Here is a 17,747-nt window from a genome sequence, read left to right on the forward strand (position 1 = left end):
AGAAGGTCTCCTTAGTTGCTATCGTCCGAGGGTACGATTCCGTCGGCGATTAATTTGTATTCGATACTATCACTCAAAGCCAGCCAGCTGGCCTCGATTATGTCCTTGCTTACCCCGATTGTCGACCATGTCGATTCCCCGTCTGTGGAATCAATCAGAACCCTAACCTTGGAGGCGGTCGCCCCTGCGGTATCGAGTACGCGAACCTTGTAATCAGTGAGGTGCACGCTTTTAAGTGTCGGGTAGAACTGTTCCAAAACCTTACGCAAAGCCTGGTCCAGCGCATTGACAGGACCTTCTCCCTCTGCCGCGGTTATGGCACTTTCCCCTTTGACCTTCACTTTTACCACCGCGGCGTGGGAAGCGTCGCTGAGCGGATCCAGATAGGGACTGCTCCCGATGGTCTGGTAGTGGACCAGGGTAAAGAACGGCCGGTACAGCTTCAGATGCCTGCGGATAACCAAGTCAAAGGAACTCTCGGCTCCTTCGAACTGGTAGCCTTCGGCCTCAAGTTTCTTCAGCTCCTCCATCAAAGAAATGGTCAGGGGATTGTCTTTATCCAATTCAGGGGCCACTTTGTGTATTCTCTTGAGCATGAGGGCCCGGCCTGCTACCTCGCTCATCAGAAGCCTTCGTTCATTACCAACAGAGGTAGGGTCGATATGCTCGAACGAAGAAGGACTCTTGCCAACCCCGTCGATGTGCATGCCGCCCTTGTGGGCAAAGGCACTTACTCCGATAAACGGCGCAGTGTGGGGAATCCTGACATTGCTTATCTCGGCAACTTTGCGTGAGATTCCTGTCAGTTGTTCCAGACTTTGCCCGTTGAGGCAATCATAGCCCATCTTGGCAGAGAGAATCCCGGCTACGGAAAACAGGCAGGCGTTGCCACAGCGCTCACCGAAACCCAGCAGGGTTCCCTGGACCTGGACGGCTCCTGCCTGGACTGCAGCTATGGAAGAGGCGACGGCACAGCCAATGTCATCATGGGTATGGATTCCCAAGGGAATATTGGGTAACAGCTCCCCCACTTCACGAGTTATGCTGCCGACAGTCTCGCTAAGGGTGCCGCCTCGGGTATCACAAAGGACCAAGGTCGTTGCACCGCCTCGCAGTGCAGCTTTCAGCGTCTCCATGGCGTAGGAAGGATTGGCAAGGTAACCGTCGAAAAAATGCTCGGCGTCGTAGAAAACCTCACTTCCAGAATCACAGACAAACCGGACACTGTCCTCGATCATCTGCAAATTCTCCCCCAATGAGGTCTTGATGATATCAGTTACATGGAAATCCCAGCTCTTTCCGAAAATTGAGGTTATCTCTGTTTTGCTAGCAATCAGGGAGGCCAGGTTGGCATCCTCGCTTGCAGCTATGTTCTTCCGTCTCGTGGAACCGAACGATACCAGTTTTGCATGCTTCAGCTTCAGATCACGGGTCCGTTGGAAAAATTCAAGGTCTTTGGGGTTCGAACCTGGATTTCCAGCCTCGATGTATTTCACCCCGAGCGTATCAAGGGCGAGTACAATCTTGACTTTATCCTCAACGGAAAAGCTGATCCCCTCCCCTTGGCTTCCGTCACGAAGCGTGGAGTCAAACAAGTCGATTATATTATTCATGTTCGTCGCCCCTTTTCTTGTCACTATGCTCGCTGAGCATATCGTTCTCGAAAGAATGCAATGCAGAAGCTGCTTTCACTCCGATACCGGAAGGGGGAAGGGAATCATCAAGCATCCTGTTCACGGCTGCAAGGCAGGAAAGGATGGAAGCCTCGATTACATCGGTACTGACTCCTCGCCCACGGTAACATCCCCGTTCGTCACTGATTTTCACCAACACTTCGCCAAGGGCGTCCCTGTGCTCGGTAACGGCCTGCAGGCTGTAGTCTTCCAAGCCGAACGGATGGCGGATGATTTTCTCGACAGCCCGCAGGGAGGCATACACAGGGCCGGTCCCGCAGGCAACTTCCTGATATTTCTTCCCCCCTTTGCGCAAGGTAACGCAAGCGGTGCTGGTCATCATGTTGCCACTGTTGACAACAAAGGAATCGAGTTCCCAGGTAATGGAAGAAGGAACATTGGTGCTTTCTACCAAGGCAATGAGATCTTTGTCAGTAATGGTCTTTTTCCGGTCGGCAAGGTTTTTGAATTCGCCGAAAAGCCGTGTGACTTCCTCGCTTGAGAGGGCGTATCCCAAATCCTCAAGCCGTTTCTCGAACGCATGCTGGCCGCTGTGTTTGCCCAGGACCAGGGAGGTGGTGAGGACCCCGACGCTCTCAGGGGTCATAATTTCATAGGTAAGGCTGTTTGCCATCATCCCATGCTGGTGGATACCGCTCTCATGGGCAAAAGCATTGGAGCCGACAATAGCCTTGGACGGCGAAATCTTAACCCCGGTTATGGAAGAAAGAAGCCTTGCAGAGCGATAGATTTCCTCTGTCTTTATGGCATTTACATAGGGGTACTCGTCATTACGGGTCCGCATTATCATGGCCAGTTCCTCAAGCGAGGCATTGCCAGAGCGTTCCCCGATGCCGCAAAGCGTGCATTCGGCCTGCCTTGCCCCGGCTTTGAGGCCGGCGAGCGTATTGGCTATGCCCAAGCCAAGGTCATTGTGGCAATGGACAGCAATGATTGCCTTGTCAATGTTGGGGACCTTGTGCATGACGGTGCTGACCATCTTAAAGGTATCATCGGGAGTGGCGTAACCGACAGTATCGGGAAGGTTGATAACCGAAGCCCCGGCTGCAATGGCCCTTTCCACGACCCGGCACAGGTAGTCGAGATCGGTCCTAGAGGCATCCTCACAGGAGAATTCTACCTCCGGGCAAAGGTTGCGGGCATAGGCAACCATTTTCTCGGCTTTTTCCAGAGCCTGCTGACGGCTCATTTTCAATTTGTATTCCAAATGGATATCGCTGGTAGCCAGAAAGGTATGGACCCTTGGCCTCCTTGCTTCCTTTATCGATTCCCAGGCAGCATCGATATCCTTGGGCAGCGCCCTGGCAAGGGCGGCTACCGTCACGTTTTTTACCGCGCGGCTGATAGCCTGCACACTTGCAAAGTCCCCAGGGGAAGCAATGGAAAAGCCCGCTTCTAGGATGTCCACACCAAGGGATTCAAGTTGCATTGCCATACGAATTTTCTCGTCAAGGTTCATGCTATAGCCAGGGGCCTGCTCGCCGTCTCTCAATGTAGTGTCAAAGATGTAGATTCGTTCTTTTTCCATTCTGTCCTTCCCTGTGGGTATGTAGATTATGCTGCCTTATTTTTTCAACCAGCTCATCAGAGAGCGGAGTTTCTTGCCGGTTGATTCAAGCAGGCTTTCAGATTCGATACGCTTCTTTGCATTGAAATAGGGCCTGTTAACCTGGTTTTCCAAAAGCCAGTTGCGGGCGAACGTACCTTCCTGGATATCAGTAAGGACTCCTTTCATGGCTTTCTTGGTATCCTCGGTGATAATCTTGCTTCCGGTAATATAGTCACCATATTCGGCTGTATCGCTGATGGAATAGCGCATATAGGAAAGACCGCCCTGGTTGATCAAGTCAACGATGAGCTTCATTTCATGACAGCATTCGAAATAGGCCATCTCAGGCTGGTAACCGGCTTCCACGAGAGTATCGAATCCTGCCTTGATAAGGGCAGAGACACCACCGCAGAGTACTGCCTGTTCACCAAAAAGGTCAGTCTCAGTCTCTTCCTTGAAGGAAGTCTCGAAAATTCCGGCCCTACCGGCCCCGAGTCCCTTTGCATAGGCCAAGGCAATTTCCTTTGAGTCTCCGCTGGGGTCCTGGTGAAGGGCGATGAGACAGGGTACTCCCTTTCCTTCCTGGAACTGGGTGCGAACCGTGTGACCTGGGCCCTTAGGGGCAATCATGATTACGTTGACATCGGCTGGGGGTTTGATCTGGCCAAAATGGATATTGAAACCATGGGCGAAAGCGAGGTATTTGCCCTTGGAAAGGCCAGGGAGAATGCTTTCATAATAAATCTTTGACTGTTTTTCGTCGGGAAGCAGCATCATGATGACGTCTGCCATCTTTGCAGCTTCGGCAGCGGTTGCAACCTGCAAACCGGCTTCCTCGGCAATTGCCCAGCTGGGTGAACCCTTATACAGACCGACAACAACATCAACGCCACTTTCGTGCAGGTTCAATGCATGTGCATGCCCTTGGCTACCATACCCGATGATGGCGACCTTTTTCTTCTCAAGCCTCGAGAGATCTGCGTCAGAATCATAATACATAGTGCTCATTGTTTCCTATCCTTCGGCCTTCAGGCCTTGATATCTAAAGCGCCTTACTGGCGTTGCGTACTAGTTGTCATCCTCACTGAAACTGATGGAACTCAAAGGACGGGCCCCGCGTTCAAGGGCAGTTATACCGGTGCGGGCCATCTCCACGATACCATAGGGTTGCATGAGATCGAGAAAGGATTTGATCTTGTCAAGGCTACCTGTCATCTCCAACGTAACCGTTGTTGCAGTCACATCGATAATCTTGGCCTTGAAAATCTCGGCAAGCTCGACTACCTGGGTCCTGCTGGAATCTTTGGTATTTACCTTCACCATGACCAATTCACGTTGCAAGGACTTGGTCTGGGTCATTTCATAGACCCGTTTCACATCCACAAGCTTGCCGACCTGCTTCTTGATCTGGTCTACGACAGCGCGGTCTCCGCTGACCACGATAGTGATGCGGCTGAATTCCTCGTTTTCCGTTTCACCGACGGAGAGACAATCAATATTGTAACCCCTGCGGCTAAACAACGAAACAACTCTCATCAAGACGCCCGGATGGTTGTTTACCAGTATGGCTAGGGTGTAACGTTCTTCACTATTATGCATTTTTGACTCCTTCGTAGTGATATCTGGGTATAAGCTATTGCTCCCTCAGGCGGGGAGTTCTCCACGGACCATACGGAAAATATTTCCGCTGCCGTGGTTATAGAATAATAATGCTTACTAGAATTAGAATAATTACGAGGGGGAAGACGAGAAGGAGGAGGTTGGAAAGAATGGTATCGCAGGCTAGAAGGGAGAGCAAAGAAGAAAAAGATGACGTACGGGACGCATATGTCATGGCACAGGTAGTAGAACTATCCTGCATCATCCGATTCCTTTTTGATGTCCGGTGTTTTTGGAACACCTGCCTTGCAAACGCTTTCACGATACACTCCTCAAAAACCGACAACGAATGCCGTTCTCTGTTTTTATCCCTCTTTCGCTAGTCGTGTCAACCCTGATATTCCATAAATGGAATGTTTATGCAAAAAAAATTCTAAAACATCGACATATTGAACCCTTTCCGCTTTGTAAGTACAATTCGCCCTATGGAAAAAATGCCCCGTAAGAACAAAAGGAAGTCGCTTTTCACCAAATTGTTTTCCAACTTCATGGTCGTCCTCATCATTCCACTAGGTCTCTTTGCCTCATACTATACTCTTAATGGGGATAGAAACCAAGCTCGCTATCTGAAAGGCCAAACCAGTACCATTGTCAAATCGGATGCCGATACACTTTCCTCTGTGATTGAAGCTTACCGGCACAAAGCATATCTGCTTTCCACCGACCCCTTGGTCATATCGATACTGCAGGAAGATTCCCTCGATGCAAATTCACCCTCTTCGCGCAAGCTTTACCAACTCCTGTTCGACGTAATGAAAGGTGACACGTACCTTGCCAGTACACACATTATCTCCAACTCGGGAAAAGTCAGGGTCTCGACCCATGAATTTCCAGAGGTCTATGACCTGCGCTACCAGGGAAACGACTGGGACCTCGGAAACGTAATCACGCAAAACGAAAAAGCTTCACCCACCGCCTCGACAATAAGCATTACCAGCCCGCGAGTGGCAGAGACCGGCAGATTGGTCATTGCCTCGATTTTACGGCGTGTATACGACAGAGAGGGAACAGTCTATGGCTATCTGGTGGTAGATATCTATTCTGATGCTCTTACCGCAGACATAAACAAAAGCCTTCTGCTCGGCGAGGAACTGCTGTTTGACACCTCTCATTACTATGCAACCTCTTTGATCCACTCAGAGAAACACGGAACCTTCGAACAGTTCCCGCTCCTTGCCGAGCTCAAGGGTAATTTCTCGCGCAATGTCAGCCAGTTCAACGATACGATCCTCGCCATAGAACCCATAGAGGGAACAAGTTTGAGCCTTGCGGGCTCCATATCATCTGTCCCCTTCCAGCAAAACCTCAACCAATGGCTCTTTGCTTTCGGTATCATGATGGGAATCGGAATCGTCCTCGCAGCCTTTTTGTCCTACTTTTTCTCCAGGACCATTGCCAGGCCCATCGGGAATCTCGCCTTATCGATGAAAGCGGTGGAAGAAGGCAACTTGAACACAAAGGGTGAAGATATGGCAATTTTGGAATTTGCCCAGCTCGACCACTCTTTCAATGCCATGGTGCTACAGATTATAAGCCTTTTGCAGATAACCCGCGAAGAACAGGCAAACCTCGCAGAAGCGGAGCGTCAAGCCCTGGAAAGCCAGATGAACCCGCATTTTCTCTTCAACACACTCAATACGATCAAGGCTCTTGCAAAGTTGCACGGGGAAGAGGAGATTTACACCATTACGATCAAACTGGGAAAACTCTTGCGTTCAACCATCGATAACCACAAGAGTGAATGCAGCCTCAAGGAAAGTATGAGCCTCGTTGATTCCTATCTTACTATCCAAAAAATCCGTTTTGGTGATAAACTGCATGTCGAAACACAAATAGAGGAAAGTTGCCTTGAGGTAATGACTCCAAAGCTCATCATCCAGCCTTTGGTCGAGAACTCAATCGTACACGGGCTTGAACCGAAGGCGGGCGAGTGGAATATTTCAGTCAAGATCAGGAGAGAGGAAAGCATGGTTTTCCTCTGCATCGAGGATGACGGTATCGGATTTCCACCGGGAAGTCTTCCAACCAACCTCGATGACCTTGCCAACTCAACCCACGTTGGTGTATACAATGTATATCGGCGTCTTGTCTTAAAATATGGAAAACAAATGACGTTTTCCTTAACCTCACAAGAAGGGCTGGGAACACTCGTTACCATGTCATTTCCAGCCGGGCAATAAAGAAGGGAGTACATCATGAGTTATAGTGTTATTTTCGTTGAAGACGAGCAGATAGTCCGTGAGGAAATCATCTCATCCATCCGTTGGAAACTCCTTGGGTTGGATTTAGTCGCCACTGCCACCGATGGAATCGAGGGAGAGAGGCTGATCAAGCAACACGAACCCGATATTGTACTCACCGATATCCGGCTTCCTGGCATCGACGGACTTACCATGCTTTCCCGGTGCCCGATCAATCATGCAATCATCCTCAGCGGACATACAGATTTCAATTACATGAAACAGGCTATCCGACTCGGCGTGTTCGATTACCTGCTTAAGCCGGTAGACAACGAAGAGCTGGAAGAAACACTTGCAAACCTTGTAAAGAAAATGGAAGAGGAAGACCGCGATTACGAGCAATTGAAAAAGTCTAAGGAAGCAACTTCCTCCGAACTCATTCCCTTGCCCCGCGGCGTGAACAACCATGTCATTGACAGTACTATCAGTTTTATCGCTGAAAACTACTCTTCCCCTGTTGGATTGCAGGAAGCAGCCACATTTTTGGAATTGTCAGAGAGCCACCTTTCACGCCTCTTCAAGGAAGTGACAGGCCTTAATTTCCTGCAATACCTCAATGCTTGGAGAATCAACAAGGCAGTCGAGTTAATGAAAGACCCCAAGCGGAATATCGGTGAGATTGCCACGAACTGCGGTTTCCCCACTCCCGGGTACTTTGCCAAGATTTTCAAACGCTTTTCAGGGGTAACCCCAACCCAGTACAGGGATGAGCATAGTTCGAAATAGGCAAGGAAATATCCTAATTATACGATTGGTAACCTATACGATGCTTACTGCTCATTTTTACGGTAACACCCCATAAAGAGACAGGGTCCGGTTTTCACCGGACCCATTCTTTTCATGCATTGCTTTATCAAGTTTCTTCAAGACCCAAAGACCTCGTTCAGTTTTTCACTGGCACTCTTTGCATAGCCATCCACATAGAGCAGGCATTTTATGCCAAGCTTTGATGCACTCTCGATGTTTTCCTCGTAGTCGTCAATGAAATAAGCCTTGGAGGCCTTGCACCCCTCTTTTTCAAGTATGTATTCGAAGAACTGTCGTGCAGGTTTCGAAACACCCATCTCGTGGGAGGCATAGGCTTTGTCAAAAAGGGCAAGGGCACCCATTCTCTCGATTATCTCCCAATGGGGTGCAAAGGTATTGGAACCGCAAACTACGCGCTTTCCCTCCTTTGAAAGCCTTTTGAGCAAGGCAACCATCTCCTCATTGAATACAGGGGTAAACTCCTGGGCAAAGGGCTCTCCCTCGACCGTGATGCCGAACTTATGTTTGACATGGCCCCAGTAATCGCTTGTTGAGATAAAACCATCCATCATTGGGGAATTGTAACTTTGATAATCCTCAATGAACTCTTTCTCATTAAGATGCCATTTCCTTGCGACTTTCTTGAGCATATGGATATTTTTTATTACCACATTTCCCATATCGAAGATAAACAGGGTGCAACCCTCGGTTTTGTCACTCCAAGAAGTAAACAAAGGACGGTAAACACTTTCGTCTTCCAAAGAATCTGCACAATAGTCAGCTTTCAAGGAAGTGCCTACACCAAAGGTCCCATACCCCATGCGTTTGGCCTCGTCAAGTATTTCCTGTTTATCGGAAAACAACAGGCATCGATTCATTGGAAGGTTCCCCGTTTGAAGGGGGAACTTTCCAAGGGGGATCTTCTCGCTTGCAAGTCTCTGCTCAAACGATGGCAGAAGCAGGCAGGAAGAAGAAAAAGCTTCACAACAGATATCAAACATGGTCACCCCTTTCTGGATTCAAATACGGCAGAGCCACCGATAAAATATTTCGTCAAAGACATAAACAATATAAACATAGGAATGGAGGCAAGGAGGGCCGCTGCCATCATGGCACCTTCATCAGTGCTCCGTTCCTGGGCAAAGGTAGAGATATACTGCGGAATCGTCTTCATCTTGTCGCTCTGGCTGACCAAAAGAGGCCAGAGCAGGTTGTCCCACTGGCTTCTGAAGGAAAGGATCGCCAGCGTTGCAATAACCGGTTTGCAGTTTGGGAAAACGATTTTCCAGAAAATTCCCAGTTCGCCCATCCCATCAACGCGGGAAGCATCGAGGAATTCGGTCGGGAAGGTGGTGAGATATTGCTTCATCTGGAAAACCCCGAAGGCACTTACCAAAAACGGCAGGATCAAACCGATATAGGAGTTCTGGATATGGAGTTTCATAACGACCATATACAAGGGAATCATAATGGCTTCGAACGGAATCATCATGGTCGCCATGATCATCATGAACACCGTATTACGTCCCTTGAATCTGAATTTGGCAAGACCATAGCCGGTAAGGGAAGCGATGAGTACCGTGGTAATGGCAACTGCTATGCTGATGATCAGGGAGTTCGAAATATTGCGCACGAATATATATGTCCCGTCGTTCCCTTGGATTGCCTTGGCAAAATTCTCCCAGTGGAATTCTTTTGGAACCCACCGGTAGGGCATCTGCAATATTTCCTTGGAAGTCATCACTGAAGCGGTAAGCATGAAAAGAATCGGCATCAGGGTAAAAATGAGCATTCCCAGGAGAACGACAAATATAAGCACTTTTGGCAGGGTAATTTTCTTTTGTATCTGCATTCTGATCTCCTAGTATTCCACGCTGTCGCTGTTGGTCGTCTTGAATTGGAACAAGGTAAGGATCAACATCAGGATAAAGAGCACGACACTCATTGCACTTGCCCGCCCAAGGTATTGCTGCTGGATACCAGTTACATAGATGTTAAATGTAATGACATTGATAGGTGCACGGGGAGCTCCATTGGAATAGAGCATATACTGAGTGCTGAAGGTCTTCAGGCACTGCAACATTGCCATGACCGAAACAAGGACAACTGTCGGTTTGAGCAAAGGCAGGGTGATTCTCCAGAAACTGTTCCATTTATTGGCCCCGTCAATCGTGGCAGCCTCATAAATTGTAGGAGGAATAGAGGCAAGGCCCGTGATGAAGAGAATAACAAAATAGCCTATATATTTCCAGAAATATATAACCATGGTAGATACCTGTTCCATAATCGGGTCTACCAGCCACTTATGGTCGACTCCCGGGGTGTTCAGCAGGTTGTTCATCCATTGGTTTCCCAACCCGCGGGGATCGAAGATGATCATCCAGATTGCAGCTGCGACAACCGAGGAGAGAATAGCCGGGCAATAATAGGCAATCTGTAAAAATCTCTTGGTTCCATTTTTGGAAAGGTTGCTGATAAAGACAGCCAGCAACAAGCTGATAATCAAAAGGGGAATAAAGGTACCGACAGTAAAGACCAGCGTCGACTTCAAGGAATTAAGGAATGATAATTCATTGCCTGCTGTTGCCGGATTGAAAAGCCGGGCATAGTTTCCCAGTCCCAAAAAATCGGGAGCCGCTTTGCTTAAAGCCTTCTTGTTAAAGAAACTGGTATAGAAAGCATTGATTATCGGGTAAAAACTGAATACTGAAAAGAATAACAGGGAGGGAACGACAAAGGCAAAACCCCAGCGCGCCTGTTTCTTTTCGATGCCGTAGCTCTTCTTTGAACCCATGGTGGTCTACTCCTAGGAAAAGGACAAATCATGTCCTGATAATAATGTTGGATGTAAGGTTAAACTTGAATGCCCTTAAGACGAAGCAATCAATAATAATAATAAAAAAAAGGGGGGGGGTGTTGAAGGAAAAAGAGAAAGCATCTGCCGGGATTACTCCCGGCAGAATAGGAGAACACGATACTACTGCTCGTCAATGATTTCCTGTGCGGAAGCCTTGAGGGTAGCCAGAGCCTTTTCAGGACTGACACCACTGAGCATCACTGATTCAACGGCATTGCGGATCAAAGTCTGGATTTCTGCAGAATTCTCGCCGAAATAGATCATGTGGGAACGGGCCATGTCATTGATAAATACGTCACTGTAAGGCATGTTCTTGAGCGTATCGGAAGCAAATAGAGCCTTGGTAGGCTGAATGATGTTTCCACCACGGGTCAAGTAGTCTTCACCATGGCTGAGCAAGAATCCTGCGAGTTTCCAGGAGGCCTTCTGCACTGCTGCCGATGAATCGACATTTACCATGAAATAGTGGCCATAGAAGCAAGAAGCAACATCTTTGACTGCATCCTTGAAGGTTGGGAAAGGAATAACCATCCATTCGCCGCTCTTGAAGAATTCGGGATTGTCAGCTTCGATACGACCTTCCTGATACAGACCGGAATGGGCCATTGCCATGTCATTGTTGTCCAGATCGAACAATTTACGTGCATTCTTGTAGGTAGGGGAGCCGAGGTTGCGACCACTTGGGCCCCATTCCTGCATAAAGGTAAGAGCTTTGATCCAGGCATCGTCGCCTACGATTGCAGTCTTGCCGTCGGCACTGAGAAGTTCGCCACCAAGCTGTTCTACCATAGGAACAAAGAAAGTCAGATAGTACGGATACCTGAAGTCATAACCACGACGAATGAGGATGTCACCATCACGGATAACGAGTTTCTCGGAAATGTCAGCCATTTCTTCCCAAGTCTTGGGATAATCCTTTTCGGGATCGAGACCGGCATCGCGGAAAATCTTCTTATTAAGATAGATGCTCCAGTTGGTCAGTTCGAGGGGCAAGCCATAGACTTCACCGTCTACAGTTACAGCATCGAGTACACCAGGCATATACTTGTTAAGCAAGTCCTGCATGTTGGCATATCCGGCAGCCTTGTAGTCAACAGGTGCAACGCGCTTGTTGGTTATGTAGGCATACTGGTTCTCGATGGGCAGGTTGAACATATCGGGTCCCTGGTTGGCTGCAAATGCAGTCTGAACCAATTCAATCTGCTTCACGGAAGCCTGGGTTGAACGGACAACGGTAATATTCGGGTTAGCTGCAGTGAACTGGTCGATCAACTCAGTCTCAAGTGCAGTTCTTGCTGGGTCCTCATGAGTCCAGTACTGGATGGTCACGGGAGCATTTTCATCTACGACGGTTTCCTTGGCGCCCTGGGCGAACAAAGAAAGTGGCATGGCTATCATACAAGCAGCCAAGAGAACTAACGTTTTCTTCATAAAGACCTCCTAAAGTCTTGCTACTTGTATTTTACAGGTAGAATCCCATTACTCAAGACAAAGGTTTTGTTGTTATTAACCCGTTTTTGTGACAAGAATAATACTACCATGAAACACTTTTACCATTCCAACGGAAAGCTTTTGTGAACATTTATTGCACATCGTCAAGAGAACCGGCAAATTGCAAAGAAAAAAGCTAAAAAATGTTCCTTTGTGAAGCAAAATCATTCCAAAAGAACAATCAAGACTGGAGTTTATGCCCTGTACGCATAAAAGAAGCAAGTTTTTCCATTGTCTCGCTCGATATATCATGTTCGATTAAACAGGCATCCTGTTCTGCAACTATGGGGTCCACCCCCAATATATCGTGGAGAAAACTGGTCAGGGTCTTGTGTCGGAAATAGACCTGTGAAGCCTTCAGCCTACCCTTTTCGGTCAGCTCGATATCACCGTAGGCCTGTTGGGTCACATACCCATCGGCGCCGAGAACTTTCATCGCCCGATTTACACTTGGCTTGGACACACCTAGGCGAAGAGCGACATCTGTCGTTCTGACTTTTGTTTTTTCCTGGCCAATTGCCAATATCGCCTCTAGGTAATCTTCCCCGGATTTCTGCATTCTGTGATGGTAGCATGCATCGGGGAATTTGTCATCATTTCCCAACGGGAATATAAAAGGAGGAAATGGCCATTGACAATAATGTTTGTTTCAGCTAACTTATTTACAGAAAGAAGAGGTACCTAAAAACTATGGGAAAGACAATGGACCAATTGGCAATAGGCCAAAGTGCTGCGATAGGCTCGATAAACGCCCCTAAACAGCTAAAAAGAAGGCTTATGGATATGGGGTTCACAAAGGGTGTCAACGTTTCCGTGGTCAAGCTGGCTCCAATGGGCGATCCCATGGAAGTCGAACTTCGAGGCTACAACCTCTGTTTGCGAAAAGCAGAAGCCAGTGTAATAGAACTGAGGTAATCCATGAAAACTCTTGCTCTCGTGGGCAATCCCAACTGTGGGAAGACTACCTTGTTCAATCAACTGACCGGTACAACCGCATATGTAGGCAACTGGCCTGGGGTTACCGTAGAGAAAAAGGAAGGTATCTGGAATGGCAACCGGGTACTGGACCTCCCCGGGATCTATTCGCTTTCCCCCTACTCTCCCGAGGAAAAGCTTACCCGTAGGTATATCCTCGACGAGGGTCCCGATTTAATCATAGACTTGATCGATGCTACCAATCTGGAAAGAAGCCTCTACCTGACAACCCAGCTTGCTGAGCTCGGGCACCCTGTGCTTCTGGTATTGAATATGGGGGACCTTCTGGAAAAAGAAGGCATTACCATCAACACCAAGACGCTTTCTATGATGACCGGATGCCATGTGGTGCAGATTTCCGCAAGTAAAGGGGAAGGTCTTGAGGCCTTTTCCCGGGAAGTGGAAAAAGTCCTTGATGAAAACAAACTCCCGGCCTTACCGCTTTTCTCCAATTCTGTCGAAAAATACATATCCCAGATTGTGAGCGACGATTTTATCCATAATATTCCTATTGGGCGTCCCCAGCGCTGGGCCTCCATAAAGCTTCTCGAAGATGATGAATTATTCCTTTCGACCATGCCCCCTATCCCTGAAGAAACAGCAAAGACCCTTCAGGAGGCAAGAATCGCCCTGCAGAACCATTATGGCGATGACATCGAGGCGATTATCATCGACCAACGCTACAAGGTTGCCGAAAAGATTTCCGCTGACTGCCAGACAAGGATAGCACAGAAAAAGAAATTCTCCTTTGACACCATTGCCACGAGCAAATGGGGTGCAATCCCGCTTTTCATTGCCATAATGGCAGGTGTTTTCTACCTCTCGATCGGATTGGTCGGGGGAATCACCACCTCTTGGCTGGAATCAGGATTTGACTGGCTCGGCCAGTCGCTGCATACCTTTTTGCACATGATGGGCGTCCTCCCCTTGCTCTCCGGTTTGCTCATCGATGGCATTATCGCAGGAGTGGGGAGCGTGCTGACATTCGTTCCCCAGCTCTTCGTCCTGTTCCTGCTTTTAAGCATCCTTGAAGACTGCGGGTACATGGCCAGGATTGCCTTTATCATGGACAGGCTCATGCGATCCATCGGGCTTTCGGGGAAATCCATCATCCCGATGGTCATCGGTACCGGTTGTTCAGTCCCTGCAATCATGTGTACCAGGACGATAGAACACCAGAAACAGAGGGAACTGACGGTGGTGGTAACCCCTTTCATCCCCTGTGGGGCAAAGATGCCCGTATTCGCTTTGATGATAACCTACTTCTTCCCGGGAAGATGGTATATCGCCCCGCTTGTATATTTCGTGGGAATCCTGGCAGTTATCATCACCGGTTTGCTTAGCCAAGCCCTGGACAAACACAAGGAAAAAAATGCTTTTATACTCGAACTGCCCCGCTATCAGATACCGACGGCAAAAAACGTATGGTTGCAGACAAAGGAAAGAATCCGTGGATTCATCCTTAAGGCAGGCACGGTCATTCTCCTTTCCTCTGCGATTATCTACTTGTTGCAATCCTATTCCTTTACGTTTCAAAGCGTCGAGGCTGACAGCAGCATGCTAGCACTGATCGGTAAACTGATAGCCCCTTTGTTCATCCCCCTAGGCTTTGGATTCTGGCAGGCCAGTGTGGCCTTGCTAACAGGGATTGCAGCCAAAGAATCAATTGTAAGTACCTTGTCGGTGACCATCGGAAGTGCAGGACTCTCTTCGTTCTTTACCCCTGCCTCGGCTCTCTCCTTTATGGTATTCATCCTTCTTTCCTCCCCTTGCATAGCGGCTCTCAGTGCCATGGCAAAGGAGCTGGGAAGCAGAAAGAAGTTCTTTTTTGCCATCCTTTGGCAGACTGGATTCGCCTATCTCGCAGCCCTGCTGTCCTATGGCTTGGGCTCTCTGATACTGTGAGGTGTCTATGGTAGTGTTCGCTAATATAGTGGTAGCCCTTCTGATTGCATTTTTACTCTATCTTGCGATCCGTACTGTCTACCGGCAAAGAAAAGAAGGTGGTTGCGGTTCCTGCAGAAAATGCATCGCCTCCTGTGATGGAACCCACACCTGTCCTTCCTCAGGGTGCAAAGGCTGTGAATTTTCGGGTTCTTGCCATAAATGATATTCACTGAGTGAATATTTATGCATCAAGTCTGGATATTTTCCTCTATCCAAGATACACTTTTCAAAACTGCCCATCACACTTTTGGGATACTTGGATTTAGGAGAAATACGCAATGAAAAAAACAACGATCATTCTTGCAGCAATGCTTCTGGTGGCTTCTTCCCTCTTTGCCGCCGGTGCAAAGGAACAGGCTGGGGATAATTCCCTTCAGAAAGCTCTCGATAAAGGTAAACTGGTCGTCGGGCTTGACGATTCCTTCCCTCCCATGGGTTTCCGCAACGAAGCCAATGAAATCGTAGGATTTGACGTAGACCTTGCAAAAGAAGTCTGCAGCCGCCTGGGAATCGAAGCAGTTTTCCAACCTATCGATTGGAATGCCAAGGAACAGGAACTGAATACCGGAAACATTGACTGTATCTGGAACGGTTTCACCATCACCGAGGACCGTCTTGCCAATATGACGTTCACAAGTCCCTATGTCAGCAATGCCCAGGTTGTTGTTGTCAAAGGCGATTCCCCTTACACCACACTAGCCTCCCTTGCAGGCAAAAAACTTGGCTACCAGGCAGGTTCCTCAGCTGCCGAGGCTGTTGACGGAAGCCCAGAATTCAAGAAATCCCTGAAGCAGATTGTCGAGTTCAAAGAGAACCTTACCGGTCTCATGGATTTGGAAATCGGCGGGATCGACGCTTTGGTCATCGACTTGCTTGTTGCAAATGATAACATCAACCGCAGCGGAAAGGATTTCAAGATCCTGAGCGAAACCCTTAGCTCCGAGGACTATGGAATTGGGTTCCGCAAGGGCGAGCAGAAACTTGCCGATGGCGTCTGGGCTGAGCTCGTTGCCATGGACAAAGACGGTACCCTTGCAAAGATCGCAACCCAATGGTTCGGTGCCGATATCACTGTTGTCGGAAAATAAAGAATAATGCTATGATGGCGGGGAGCTTGGCTCCCCGTTTTCTTTTTTACCGGGAGAATATCTTTTTTACTCATGAACCTCTAGGAGAACACCATGGGACAACTGCTGTTGCAGATGCTGGGGGCAACCCTTACCAGCCTAAAAATATTCGTATTGACGTTGGCTTTTGCCCTCCCATTGGGCATTCTCATCGCCAAGGGACGGATGTCCAAGAACCGATTGGTATCAAATCTTGTCAACATCTACATCATGATTATGCGGGGAACCCCCCTGATTCTCCAGTTGATATTTGTATATTTCGCACCGTATTATGTGTTTGGAACCTCCTATGACCGGTTTACCGCGGTTATCGTAGGGTTTGTAATCAACTATGCGGCCTACTTTGCCGAAATCTACCGGGGAGGGATCCAAGCCATTCCCCGTGGTCAGTACGAGGCAAGCCATGTCCTTGGGTTTTCCAAGGCCCATACCTTTACCCATATCGTAGCACCCCAGGTAGTAAAAAGAATTATTCCCGCAATGGGCAACGAGGTAATCACCTTGGTAAAAGATACAGCCCTTGCACAGACCATTGGGGTCGCGGAGCTTTTCAGGGTTGCCCAGAACGCCTCGGCCAGGCAATTTTCGACCATGCCCATTTTCATAGCCGGGGTTTTCTATTTCCTCATGAACGGAATCGTTTCAAGACTCTTCGATCGACTCGAGAGAAAACTCAATTACTACAACTAGGAGGCCTGGGATGGATATTATTTCGGTTGAAAACCTGGAAAAGAGTTTTGACGGACTTGGAGTACTCAAAGGCATTTCCTTCACATTGCAGAAAGGAGAGGTTCTTTCTATAATCGGTCCTTCGGGGAGCGGAAAAAGCACCATGCTACGGTGCATAAACCAACTCGAACCCATAGACGGTGGTTCGATTTCTGTCTGCGGGGACACGATGGTAACTACCGACGCACAGGGTAAGGTAGTATATGCAAACAAAGAGATTCTCAAAGCAGTGAGACTCCATTGCGGGATGGTTTTCCAGAATTTCAACCTGTTTCCCCATATGAATGTCCTGCATAACATTACCGAAGCACAGATTTTTGTTTTGAAAAAGACAAAGGAAGAAGCAGAGGCAAATGCCAGGCTCCTTTTGAAAAAAATGGGTCTTGAAGATAAGGAAAACGCCTATCCCTGCCAACTTTCAGGGGGCCAGCAACAGAGAGTGTCCATTGCCAGGGCCCTCGCCCTCAAGCCGGAAGTGCTCTGTTTCGATGAACCCACCAGTGCACTAGACCCGGAACTGACAGGGGAAATCCTCAATGTCATCAAAGCCCTTGCCCAGGAAAAAATGACCATGATCGTAGTAACCCACGAAATGACCTTTGCCCGGGATATCTCAGACAGGGTCATTTTCATGGATGACGGACAGATAGTCGAGGAAGGAAATCCCAATGAGTTGTTCAACAACCCCCAGAACCCAAGGACCAAGAAATTCCTGAATCGTTTCGAGTAGGG

18 protein-coding genes are annotated in these 17,747 nt (G+C 48.4%); 9 read left to right on the forward strand and 9 right to left on the reverse strand.

What is annotated here, in order from left to right; genetic code table 11:
* Nucleotides 1-11 precede the first annotated feature (11 nt).
* From cimA to ilvN, 4 genes are read right to left on the reverse strand one after another with little or no spacing between them, the layout of a single operon-like run.
* Nucleotides 12-1,613, reverse strand: a complete 1,602-nt coding sequence (gene cimA, locus SPIGRAPES_RS05145; RefSeq protein WP_014269711.1) for a citramalate synthase — start codon at nt 1,611-1,613, stop codon at nt 12-14.
* Nucleotides 1,606-3,222, reverse strand: coding sequence for a 2-isopropylmalate synthase (locus SPIGRAPES_RS05150; protein WP_014269712.1), 1,617 nt, complete (start codon nt 3,220-3,222; stop codon nt 1,606-1,608). Before SPIGRAPES_RS05150 ends, cimA begins: the two co-directional genes overlap by 8 nt.
* Nucleotides 3,223-3,258: 36 nt before the next feature.
* Nucleotides 3,259-4,251, reverse strand: coding sequence for a ketol-acid reductoisomerase (ilvC, locus tag SPIGRAPES_RS05155; protein ID WP_014269713.1), 993 nt, complete (start codon nt 4,249-4,251; stop codon nt 3,259-3,261).
* 60 nt (nt 4,252-4,311) lie between these two features.
* A complete protein-coding gene (gene ilvN / locus SPIGRAPES_RS05160; protein WP_014269714.1) occupies nt 4,312-4,842 on the reverse strand; it encodes an acetolactate synthase small subunit in 531 nt (176 codons plus the stop codon).
* Between the two features lie 170 nt (nt 4,843-5,012).
* Here ilvN and SPIGRAPES_RS05165 point away from each other — a divergent pair, with 170 nt between their 5' ends.
* From SPIGRAPES_RS05165 to SPIGRAPES_RS05175, 3 genes are all read left to right on the forward strand, one after another.
* Nucleotides 5,013-5,225: a hypothetical protein gene (locus tag SPIGRAPES_RS05165; RefSeq protein ID WP_014269715.1), complete on the forward strand. Its 213-nt coding sequence runs from the start codon at nt 5,013-5,015 to the stop codon at nt 5,223-5,225.
* A gap of 102 nt (nt 5,226-5,327) precedes the next feature.
* Nucleotides 5,328-7,082, forward strand: a complete 1,755-nt coding sequence (locus SPIGRAPES_RS05170) for a cache domain-containing sensor histidine kinase (RefSeq protein ID WP_014269716.1) — start codon at nt 5,328-5,330, stop codon at nt 7,080-7,082.
* A 15-nt stretch (nt 7,083-7,097) separates the two neighbouring features.
* Nucleotides 7,098-7,868: a response regulator transcription factor gene (locus SPIGRAPES_RS05175; protein WP_014269717.1), complete on the forward strand. Its 771-nt coding sequence runs from the start codon at nt 7,098-7,100 to the stop codon at nt 7,866-7,868.
* 137 nt (nt 7,869-8,005) lie between these two features.
* Here the strand turns inward: SPIGRAPES_RS05175 and SPIGRAPES_RS16465 are convergent, their stop codons facing one another.
* From SPIGRAPES_RS16465 to SPIGRAPES_RS05200, 5 genes are all read right to left on the reverse strand, one after another.
* Complete coding sequence (locus tag SPIGRAPES_RS16465) at nt 8,006-8,890, reverse strand: HAD family hydrolase (RefSeq protein WP_014269718.1); 885 nt, start codon at nt 8,888-8,890, stop codon at nt 8,006-8,008.
* 2 nt (nt 8,891-8,892) lie between these two features.
* On the reverse strand, nt 8,893-9,741 hold the full coding sequence (locus SPIGRAPES_RS05185) for a carbohydrate ABC transporter permease (RefSeq protein ID WP_014269719.1): 849 nt from the start codon (nt 9,739-9,741) through the stop codon (nt 8,893-8,895).
* A gap of 9 nt (nt 9,742-9,750) precedes the next feature.
* Nucleotides 9,751-10,683, reverse strand: a complete 933-nt coding sequence (locus tag SPIGRAPES_RS05190; protein ID WP_014269720.1) for a carbohydrate ABC transporter permease — start codon at nt 10,681-10,683, stop codon at nt 9,751-9,753.
* Between the two features lie 183 nt (nt 10,684-10,866).
* Complete coding sequence (locus SPIGRAPES_RS05195; RefSeq protein ID WP_014269721.1) at nt 10,867-12,177, reverse strand: ABC transporter substrate-binding protein; 1,311 nt, start codon at nt 12,175-12,177, stop codon at nt 10,867-10,869.
* Between the two features lie 241 nt (nt 12,178-12,418).
* Nucleotides 12,419-12,796, reverse strand: coding sequence for a metal-dependent transcriptional regulator (locus SPIGRAPES_RS05200; protein ID WP_014269722.1), 378 nt, complete (start codon nt 12,794-12,796; stop codon nt 12,419-12,421).
* Nucleotides 12,797-12,927: 131 nt separating this feature from the next.
* On the opposite strand from SPIGRAPES_RS05200, the gene SPIGRAPES_RS05205 reads away from it, so the two are divergent.
* The 6 genes from SPIGRAPES_RS05205 (at nt 12,928) to SPIGRAPES_RS05230 (ending at nt 17,745) form a co-directional block, all read left to right on the forward strand.
* Nucleotides 12,928-13,152, forward strand: coding sequence for a FeoA family protein (locus SPIGRAPES_RS05205; protein WP_014269723.1), 225 nt, complete (start codon nt 12,928-12,930; stop codon nt 13,150-13,152).
* A 3-nt stretch (nt 13,153-13,155) separates the two neighbouring features.
* Nucleotides 13,156-15,117: a ferrous iron transport protein B gene (gene feoB, locus SPIGRAPES_RS05210; RefSeq protein WP_014269724.1), complete on the forward strand. Its 1,962-nt coding sequence runs from the start codon at nt 13,156-13,158 to the stop codon at nt 15,115-15,117.
* Between the two features lie 7 nt (nt 15,118-15,124).
* Nucleotides 15,125-15,322 (forward strand): FeoB-associated Cys-rich membrane protein, encoded by a 198-nt coding sequence (locus SPIGRAPES_RS17625; protein WP_014269725.1) that lies wholly within the window; start codon nt 15,125-15,127, stop codon nt 15,320-15,322.
* A gap of 115 nt (nt 15,323-15,437) precedes the next feature.
* Entirely contained in the window at nt 15,438-16,247 is an 810-nt protein-coding gene (locus SPIGRAPES_RS05220) for an amino acid ABC transporter substrate-binding protein (RefSeq protein WP_014269726.1), read from the forward strand.
* Nucleotides 16,248-16,340: 93 nt separating this feature from the next.
* Nucleotides 16,341-16,976 carry an amino acid ABC transporter permease gene (locus SPIGRAPES_RS05225; protein ID WP_014269727.1) on the forward strand — a complete coding sequence of 212 codons (636 nt, stop codon included), beginning with the start codon at nt 16,341-16,343 and terminating at the stop codon, nt 16,974-16,976.
* Between the two features lie 10 nt (nt 16,977-16,986).
* The gene (locus SPIGRAPES_RS05230) at nt 16,987-17,745 is read left to right on the forward strand and encodes an amino acid ABC transporter ATP-binding protein (RefSeq protein WP_014269728.1); all 759 of its coding nucleotides are present in this window, start codon (nt 16,987-16,989) and stop codon (nt 17,743-17,745) included.
* The last annotated feature ends 2 nt before the right edge of the window (nt 17,746-17,747 follow it).

This window comes from Sphaerochaeta pleomorpha str. Grapes (assembly GCF_000236685.1).
In the GTDB taxonomy this organism is placed as follows: domain Bacteria; phylum Spirochaetota; class Spirochaetia; order Sphaerochaetales; family Sphaerochaetaceae; genus Sphaerochaeta; species Sphaerochaeta pleomorpha.

Coding starts and splice junctions, on each gene's coding strand:
- cimA (WP_014269711.1), bottom strand. CDS start 1,613: ATGAATAATATAATCGACTTGTTTGACTCCACGCTTCGTGACGGAAGC.
- SPIGRAPES_RS05150 (WP_014269712.1), bottom strand. CDS start 3,222: ATGGAAAAAGAACGAATCTACATCTTTGACACTACATTGAGAGACGGC.
- ilvC (WP_014269713.1), bottom strand. CDS start 4,251: ATGAGCACTATGTATTATGATTCTGACGCAGATCTCTCGAGGCTTGAG.
- ilvN (WP_014269714.1), bottom strand. CDS start 4,842: ATGCATAATAGTGAAGAACGTTACACCCTAGCCATACTGGTAAACAAC.
- SPIGRAPES_RS05165 (WP_014269715.1), top strand. CDS start 5,013: ATGGTATCGCAGGCTAGAAGGGAGAGCAAAGAAGAAAAAGATGACGTA.
- SPIGRAPES_RS05170 (WP_014269716.1), top strand. CDS start 5,328: ATGGAAAAAATGCCCCGTAAGAACAAAAGGAAGTCGCTTTTCACCAAA.
- SPIGRAPES_RS05175 (WP_014269717.1), top strand. CDS start 7,098: ATGAGTTATAGTGTTATTTTCGTTGAAGACGAGCAGATAGTCCGTGAG.
- SPIGRAPES_RS16465 (WP_014269718.1), bottom strand. CDS start 8,890: ATGTTTGATATCTGTTGTGAAGCTTTTTCTTCTTCCTGCCTGCTTCTG.
- SPIGRAPES_RS05185 (WP_014269719.1), bottom strand. CDS start 9,741: ATGCAGATACAAAAGAAAATTACCCTGCCAAAAGTGCTTATATTTGTC.
- SPIGRAPES_RS05190 (WP_014269720.1), bottom strand. CDS start 10,683: ATGGGTTCAAAGAAGAGCTACGGCATCGAAAAGAAACAGGCGCGCTGG.
- SPIGRAPES_RS05195 (WP_014269721.1), bottom strand. CDS start 12,177: ATGAAGAAAACGTTAGTTCTCTTGGCTGCTTGTATGATAGCCATGCCA.
- SPIGRAPES_RS05200 (WP_014269722.1), bottom strand. CDS start 12,796: ATGCAGAAATCCGGGGAAGATTACCTAGAGGCGATATTGGCAATTGGC.
- SPIGRAPES_RS05205 (WP_014269723.1), top strand. CDS start 12,928: ATGGGAAAGACAATGGACCAATTGGCAATAGGCCAAAGTGCTGCGATA.
- feoB (WP_014269724.1), top strand. CDS start 13,156: ATGAAAACTCTTGCTCTCGTGGGCAATCCCAACTGTGGGAAGACTACC.
- SPIGRAPES_RS17625 (WP_014269725.1), top strand. CDS start 15,125: ATGGTAGTGTTCGCTAATATAGTGGTAGCCCTTCTGATTGCATTTTTA.
- SPIGRAPES_RS05220 (WP_014269726.1), top strand. CDS start 15,438: ATGAAAAAAACAACGATCATTCTTGCAGCAATGCTTCTGGTGGCTTCT.
- SPIGRAPES_RS05225 (WP_014269727.1), top strand. CDS start 16,341: ATGGGACAACTGCTGTTGCAGATGCTGGGGGCAACCCTTACCAGCCTA.
- SPIGRAPES_RS05230 (WP_014269728.1), top strand. CDS start 16,987: ATGGATATTATTTCGGTTGAAAACCTGGAAAAGAGTTTTGACGGACTT.